The sequence below is a fragment of the Lishizhenia sp. genome, assembly GCF_057456495.1.
On the sequence record NZ_JBVCPV010000145.1, the window covers coordinates 1 to 7,817 of the forward strand.

At 37.9% G+C, this 7,817-nt stretch carries 7 protein-coding genes; 3 read left to right on the plus strand and 4 right to left on the minus strand.

Going from position 1 to position 7,817, the window contains the following annotated elements:
* Positions 1–384 precede the first annotated feature (384 nt).
* The 3 genes from AC22ZQ_RS10515 to AC22ZQ_RS10525 are packed head-to-tail and all read left to right on the plus strand — an operon-like array spanning position 385 to position 5,347.
* Complete coding sequence (locus AC22ZQ_RS10515) at positions 385–2,580, plus strand: alkaline phosphatase PhoX (protein WP_318958744.1); 2,196 nt, start codon at positions 385–387, stop codon at positions 2,578–2,580.
* A 33-nt stretch (positions 2,581–2,613) separates the two neighbouring features.
* The gene (locus AC22ZQ_RS10520; RefSeq protein WP_318958745.1) at positions 2,614–3,519 is read left to right on the plus strand and encodes a leucine-rich repeat domain-containing protein; all 906 of its coding nucleotides are present in this window, start codon (positions 2,614–2,616) and stop codon (positions 3,517–3,519) included.
* A gap of 34 nt (positions 3,520–3,553) precedes the next feature.
* Positions 3,554–5,347: a cytochrome c peroxidase gene (locus tag AC22ZQ_RS10525; RefSeq protein ID WP_318958746.1), complete on the plus strand. Its 1,794-nt coding sequence runs from the start codon at positions 3,554–3,556 to the stop codon at positions 5,345–5,347.
* A 166-nt stretch (positions 5,348–5,513) separates the two neighbouring features.
* Here the strand turns inward: AC22ZQ_RS10525 and rplT are convergent, their stop codons facing one another.
* The 4 genes from rplT to thrS form a co-directional block, all read right to left on the minus strand.
* On the minus strand, positions 5,514–5,861 hold the full coding sequence (gene rplT, locus AC22ZQ_RS10530; protein WP_318958747.1) for a 50S ribosomal protein L20: 348 nt from the start codon (positions 5,859–5,861) through the stop codon (positions 5,514–5,516).
* Between the two features lie 108 nt (positions 5,862–5,969).
* On the minus strand, positions 5,970–6,167 hold the full coding sequence (gene rpmI / locus AC22ZQ_RS10535) for a 50S ribosomal protein L35 (RefSeq protein ID WP_090248719.1): 198 nt from the start codon (positions 6,165–6,167) through the stop codon (positions 5,970–5,972).
* Between the two features lie 57 nt (positions 6,168–6,224).
* Complete coding sequence (gene infC, locus AC22ZQ_RS10540) at positions 6,225–6,773, minus strand: translation initiation factor IF-3 (RefSeq protein WP_090248721.1); 549 nt, start codon at positions 6,771–6,773, stop codon at positions 6,225–6,227.
* A gap of 35 nt (positions 6,774–6,808) precedes the next feature.
* Positions 6,809–7,817, minus strand: a 1,009-nt coding sequence (gene thrS, locus AC22ZQ_RS10545; RefSeq protein WP_318958748.1) for a threonine--tRNA ligase, incomplete at its 5' end; no start/stop codon positions are given.

Genomic DNA, 7,817 nt, shown 5'->3' on the forward strand with positions numbered 1-7,817 from the left:
GAGACAGGGTTTCTAAGATAGTGGTTTGGGAGTGAGGTCGTACTATCGTGGAACCGAAGCCAAAAGCCTTCCTGAAGAACCTATTTTCGTTTGTTAATCGGGATTTGTAGAATTTGATAGATTTAAAAATTGTAGTTTGAACTATTAATATAATTTGAATCCTTGAATCCTTGAATCCTTGAATCCTTGAATCCTTGAATTAAGGTTCTCGAGCGGCAGTCGAGAGATGAATCTTTGAATCGTCTTGCTATCTAGAAATCCAATCTTAACATTCATCACATTTTCTTAATTCTGCATAGCATTAATTTAAAAAAGCTTTAAAAGGCATTTTACCTCCTTCTATGCATTCCTGCTCAACTTTGCAGTGAATAAAAATGTATAGAAATGTTTAAAAAAATTACACAATTCTGTTTTGTAGCTATGGTTGGTTCTGTAGCGGCACAACAAACTTCTGTAGTGTTTCCAGCGGAAAGTACTTGGAGTTATTTAGATGATGGATCTGATTTAGGGTCTACATGGACAGCGCCTTCTTTTAATGATGGAACTTGGTTAACAGGTCAAGGTCAATTAGGGTATGGAGACGGAGATGAGGCTACTACTTTAAGTTACGGACCCGACTCACAGAACAAATATCAAACAACTTACTTTAGAGCTGATTTTTCAGTATCGGTATTGCCAACTGCAGATCAAGAGTTAGTATTGTTCTTAAAAAGAGATGATGGAGCTATCGTTTACATCAACGGGGTAGAAGTACACCGCGTGAACATGCCTTCAGGAGCTGTAGATTACACTACTTACGCAAACGGTACAGTAGGTGGAGGAGATGAAGATGTTTACTTCGAAACTGTAATTGACGCAACAAACTTACAAGTAGGTAACAATGTTGTAGCCGTAGAAATTCACCAAGCTGACCCTTCTAGCTCTGATATTTCTTTTGACTTAGAGTTAGCATATAGAGATATCGTTCCTTTGGTTGCTCCCGTAGATTGTAGTGATGATTTAGACGCTCTACACATCTCCAAGTTCACTTCAGTTATGCCAAGTGTACAACCTGATTCATTAAGAATCCCTTCTACGCACACCTTCCAAATGTTAATCCAACACGGAGAGCCTTACACAGACGCTACACAAGGTAACACGGGAGATAACTTCGACTTTACGGGATACGTTCCTATCAATGGATCTAGCCACAAAGGATACTTATCATTGAACCACGAAATGGGGTCTTTCCCAGCAGCAGGGGTATCTATGATGGATATTCAATTCGATTCTACGTTACACATTTGGAACATTACCAACAACCAACCGGTTGATTTCGCTCCAGTTCAAGGAACAGGTCGTAACTGTTCAGGTGCGGTTACTCCATGGGGTACTATCATTACAGCAGAAGAAACTTTACCAACAAGTGATGCAAATGCAGATGGTTACCAAGACATAGGGTGGTTGGTAGAAATCGATCCGGCTACAGCTTCAGTGGTAGATCACGATGGTGATGGAACTCCAGAGAAGTTGTTCAAATTAGGAAGAATGTCTCACGAAAACTGTGTGGTTTCTGAAGATAGAAAAACAGTTTATTTTGGTAATGACCAAAACCCAGGATACGTATTTAAATTTGTTGCAGATGTTGCAGAAGACTTATCTCAAGGTACTTTATATGTTTTAAAGTTAGACGGACCTTTAGATAATGCAACGACAGGAACATGGGTAGGTATTCCAAACTTCACAGCGGCAGATTGTAACAATGTATTGTCTTACGCTTCAGCAGTAGGAGGTACAAATTTTGATAAAATTGAGGACGTTGAGATTAACCCAGTTTCAGGACAAATCTACTTCACTTCAAAATCTTCTTCTAGAGTTTACAGATTTACAGACAATGGATCTACAGTTGCTGATGCGATGGTATTCGTAGGTAACTCAGATTGGATTTACGTAATCGAAACTGCTGACGGTTTAGTTGAAGAGCAGTGGAGAGGTGGAGTTGATAACTTAACTTTCGACGATGAAGGTAATTTATACGTAATTCAAGACGGTGGACGTAACCACATTTGGATGGTACCAACATGTCATACACAAACCAACCCAGCGGTTAAAATGTTTGCTGTAACTCCAGCAGGATGTGAGCCAACTGGAATGACTTTCTCTCCAGACTTCAAATTTATGTTCGTTTCTATGCAGCACCCATCAAGTGGTAATACAACAGCAATGATTGACGCGACAGGAACTCCAGTAGTGTTCAACAAAGAGTCTTGTATTGTTATCGCTAGAAAAGAATACTTAGGACCAGATGCAATGTATATTTCTCCAGCGGGAGTTGAAAATCAATCTCAAGTTGAGGAGCCAATTATCTTCCCTAACCCAACAAACGGAAATGTAACGATACAGATCAATGCAAATACGCAAGGAGCGGCAATGGTTCATGTATACAACATGGTTGGTTCTAACGTAAGAATCTTATCTCAAGGTTTGAATACAGGAACAAACAACATCAATGTTGAAATGGGGAATTTACCATCAGGGGTTTACACGGCTGTAGTGGTTGTGGGTAACCAGAGATTTACTCAGAAAATAGTAAAACGTTAATCAGGGATACCTTTGAAAAATAAAGTTTATACTGTGGCAGTTGTCCTCCTTTTGGGGGGCAATTGCCTTTTTGCACAAACACAGCATTCAGGAAAAAAGAATGCACCGGTAATTACATATTCCGATCTTGATGTTGCGCTTGAACATAAAGAAAAGGTGGAGAGTTTTTCTTACCGCTTAAATGAATTGGAGTTTTTAAATCCGGCTTTAGGAGAATTGGAACACCTTAAGTTTTTAGACTTAAAAGGTAATGCATTGTTTCATTTACCAGTTAGTTTAGGACGTTTAGTAGCGCTAGAATCTTGTATTCTCTCTGAAAATAAGTTGGCCAAAGTTCCCACATATGTATCGAATTGGAAGAGTTTAAAGTTCTTACAGTTAGACGAAAATCAGTTGGTAGACTTACCGTCAGAAATCGGAGGGTTAAAAGCTTTGGAGTTTTTGGATGTTTCTTGGAATCAGTTGTCGTATATCAATACTTCAATCGGAGATTTGGGGCATCTGAAATATTTAGGAGCTGATCACAATGCCTTGTACTCGCTACCGCCTGAAGTAAATAATTTGTCCCGTTTAGAGATACTTCAACTTTCTTACAACCGAATAAGTTATTTGCCAGATGCTGTTGAGGGTTGGCAAAGTTTGCAGGAATTGCATGTGAATCATAATCAAATAAAAGCACTACCCAAAAGCATGGGAGATCTTTCAAAGCTTAAAGTTTTGGATGTGTCTTTCAATCAACTCACAGAAATACCTAAAGCATTTAAAAAACTGGATGCTTTAGAAAGTTTGAATTTGGCGCATAATGAATTGACTGAAATTCCCAAGGCGATATATAAGATGAAGAATTTAAAAACACTCTTGCTGCTGGGAAATGATATTGGTTCAAAAGAAATAGAAAAATTAAAAAGAAAGTTACCCAATTTAAGGGTGATCGCTTAAAAAATAGATGAAAACAAAAATGATATTTACGCTCATGAGCGTTGGACTATTGACGGGAGCTTTTCTGAGTATGAGTGCAGCAAAAAGTGTTGCGTATTATGAAGTGAAGACATCTCCACATCAAAAAGTAAAAGCATATTACGGTAAAGAACTTAGTGCTTTAGTGACCCGTTTGGAAGAATTTAAAGCGCTTAGTAAAAATGCTCCCAAAGAAAGATTACAAGAGGCTTTTGTTGAGTGCAGGTCTCATTACAAGCACATAGAATTTATCGTGGAGTACTTTTTTAGAGAAACGGCAGTAAAGGTGAATGGTCCTAATTTACTGGAGGCTGTGGCGAGCATGCCTAAAATGCCTTTATACCCTTCAGGATTTCAGGTCGTTGAAGAGTTTGTGTACACGCAAGAGCGATTAGATAGAGATGGTCTGTTGGATGAAATCGATGGTTTGAAAGAAGGGGTACATAAACTAACACAATTAGAAAGTGCGGTACTCCTTGATGATGCCAACTTAATGTATGCTTTGAAACTGAATATTTATCGTTTGATTACAAAAGGGATAACAGGTTTCGATAGTCCCGTTTCTTTAAACAGTATGGAAGAAGCAAAATTTACACTTCAAGCCTTTGATGAGGTGGTAGGATATTTAGAGAACGCGAATGATCTATCTATACTCACCAAACAGAGCATTGTGTACTTAGAGAACTATACAGGGAGTTTTGACTCATTTAATAGGGCAGACTTTATAAAAGTATACTTAAACCCGCTTACAAGCGCTATACAAACCTATACTGAACGTATGGAGATAGCTTACCCAGATCATTTAGATTTTGCCATTCGCAAGGATGCAAAGCACATGTTTGAGGCCAAGGCTTTTGATCTTGCCTTTTTTTCACCCCAAGATGCTTTAGCGTTGACGACTGAAAATGTTGCCTTGGGAAAAAGGTTGTTTGAAGAGAAAAGACTTTCTATAGATGGTTCTAGAAACTGTGCGAGTTGTCATAATCCAGCACTTGCATTTACAGATGGATTAAAAGTGAATACTGTATTGGGGAAAGAAGAGGGCTTGTTGCGCAATACGCCGACATTGATTAATGCCGGTTACCAAAGTATGCAGTTTTACGATGGCCGTGTTGCCTTTTTAGAAGATCAAGCCCATGCGGTAATTACCAATAAACAAGAAATGGGTGGCGAGTTTGCAACGATAATTCAAAATTTGTTGAAGGATAAAAGTTATAAAAAAGCCTTTGAAAAAGTATACGGAGAGAAGTCAATTACCGATAGAGAAATCAAATTGGCTTTGGCTGCTTTTACCAGAAGTTTGAGTGCGATGAACAGTCCATTTGATAAGTATATGCGCGGAGAAGAAAATGCATTGAAGGCAAAAGAAATAAATGGTTTTAACTTGTTTATGGGGAAAGCAAAATGTGCGACTTGTCATTTCGCTCCTTTGTTCAATGGTGTAGCTCCTCCTTTTTATGAGAAAATGGAAAGTGAAGTTTTAGGACTTCCCGCAGAAAATGTGGAAGAGGGTGCTGAACTAGATGAAGATTTAGGCAAGTATGAAATCTATAAAATACAACATCATAAACGCGCATTTAAGACCACAACGGTACGTAATGTAGCCTTAACCACTCCGTACATGCACAATGGTGTATTTAACACACTAGAGGAGGTCGTAGTGTTTTACAACGAAGGAGGAGGAAAGAAGTACGGGTTTGAATTAGAAAACCAAACTTTGCCTTTTGATCAATTGAATTTGACGGAGAAGGAACAGGAAGACATTGTTTTGTTTATGGAAGCCTTGACGGATACGAGTTATGTGAAGTGATTCTATATAGATGAAGAAAAAGGGCTGTTACAATTGAGAGCCCTTTTTTTGATTCATACGGTTCTGAAATTATTCAATTTTTTTATCAAGGAATTTTAATGCTGATAATAAAATAAAAAAAGCCCCATCAGTGATGGAGCTTTCTATAGAGAGAGTTTAATTTATTTTACTTTTTCAAAGAATCTACGATCGCTTTGAATGCTTCTGGGTGGTTCATCGCTAAATCAGCCAATACCTTACGGTTCAACTCGATTCCAGACTTATTAACCGCTCCCATGAATTGAGAATAGCTCATTCCGTGCTGACGTGCACCTGCGTTAATACGCGTGATCCACAATGAACGGAAATTTCTTTTCTTTTGCTTACGTCCTTCGTAGGCGTATGCTAATCCTTTTTCAACAGCATTTTTTGCTACTGTCCAAACATTTTTTCTTCTTCCGTAGTATCCTTTAGCTAACTTAAGAACATTCTTACGCTTCGCTCTTGACGCTACATGATTTACACTTCTTGGCATATCTTTTAATTTTTTTGGTAGTATGTGCTTCCTTGTTACATGAAGACTTAGTTACACAATACCGGGTTTAATAAATTTAACCGAATGTATAATTTCTCCGAGGAGAGATTATTTCATTCTTAATTGTACTTTGATGTTTGCTTCGTCAGCTTTGTCAACTAATCCTGCGTGCGTCAAATTACGTTTTTGCTTTTTCGTCTTCTTTGTTAAGATGTGACTTTTAAAAGCGTGTTTTCTTTTGATTTTACCTGTTCCAGTTACTTTGAATCTCTTCTTAGCACTAGATTTTGTTTTCATTTTTGGCATCTTCTCTTTTCTTTAAAGTTACCTCTCTCTTTATCTTCGTATGGGAATATCCCTTTACTACTTTTTCTTAGGGTTAAGCATAATTGTCATACGCTTACCTTCTAATTTTGGCATTTGCTCTAACACACCGTAATCAGCTAATTCTTGAGCGAATTTCAATAATAAAATTTCACCTCTGTCTTTAAATACGATAGTTCTACCTCTAAAGAATACGAAAGCTTTTACTTTACTTCCTTCTTCTAAGAATTTCTTAGCATGAGCCAACTTAAAGTTGAAATCGTGGTCGTCCGTGTTGGGTCCAAAACGAATTTCTTTAATTACAACTTTAGACTGCTTCGCTTTAAGCTCTTTTTGTTTCTTCTTTTGGTTGTACAAGAATTTCTTGTAATCCAAAATCTTAGCTACTGGCGGATCAGCCTTAGGAGAAATCTCAACCAAATCAAGACCTTCTTCTTCTGCAAGTTTAATAGCATCACGAGTTGCAATAACTTGAGGCTCTACACCTTCTCCTACTAATCTTACTTTAGGCACGCGAATTCTATCATTAATTCTGTGCGGATCTTCTTGTCTTCTGGGTTGAAACTTTTTTCTAGGTCCTTTTCTCATTTACTCTTTTTATGATTCACTACTTAAAATAACAATTATTTCTCCGTAGTCAATTCTTCGTCTATTAATTTATTTACTATTTCTACAAATGCGTCTAATGTAACTGATCCTAAATCACCTGTTCCACGTTGACGTACCGCAAGGGTATTGTTCTCCGCTTCTTGCTCTCCAACAATTAACATGAATGGTATTTTAGATAGCTCAGCTTCTCTAATTTTTTTACCAATCTTCTCATTTCGAGCGTCTACGAAACCGCGAATATCGTAATTATTTAGTAAACCAGAAACTTTTTCTGCATAGTCGTTGTATTTTTCACTGATAGGAAGTATAGCGAATTGTTCTGTTGTTAACCACAATGGGAAATCTCCAGCACAGTGCTCTAACAATACAGCAACGAATCTTTCCATAGATCCAAACGGTGCTCTGTGTATCATTACAGGTCTGTGTTTTTGGTTGTCGCTACCTGTGTATTCCAATTCGAAACGCTCTGGTAAGTTGTAGTCTACCTGAATTGTTCCTAACTGCCACTCTCTTCCTAAAGCATCTTGTACCATGAAGTCTAACTTCGGTCCGTAAAAGGCTGCCTCACCATATTCTACTACAGTTGGTAATCCTTTTTCTTCCGCCGCTTCCATAATTGCACTTTCTGCTTTTACCCAGTTGGCATCTTCACCAATGTACTTCTCTGGTTTTTCCGGATCACGTAAAGAAATTTGAGCTTTAAAATTCTCAAATTTCAAAGTTTTGAAGATGTACAATACTAAATCAATCACCTTCTTAAACTCATCTTTTACTTGATCTTGTGTACAGAAAATGTGCGCATCATCTTGCGTAAATCCTCTCACACGTGTCAATCCGTGTAACTCTCCAGATTGCTCGTAACGGTAAACTGTACCGAACTCCGCAAATCTTACAGGTAAATCTCTGTACGACCTTGGTCTTGATTTAAAAATCTCACAGTGGTGCGGACAGTTCATTGGTTTTAACAAGAATTCTTCATCCTCGTCTGGCGTATTAATCGGTTGGAAAGAATCTTTTCCGTAC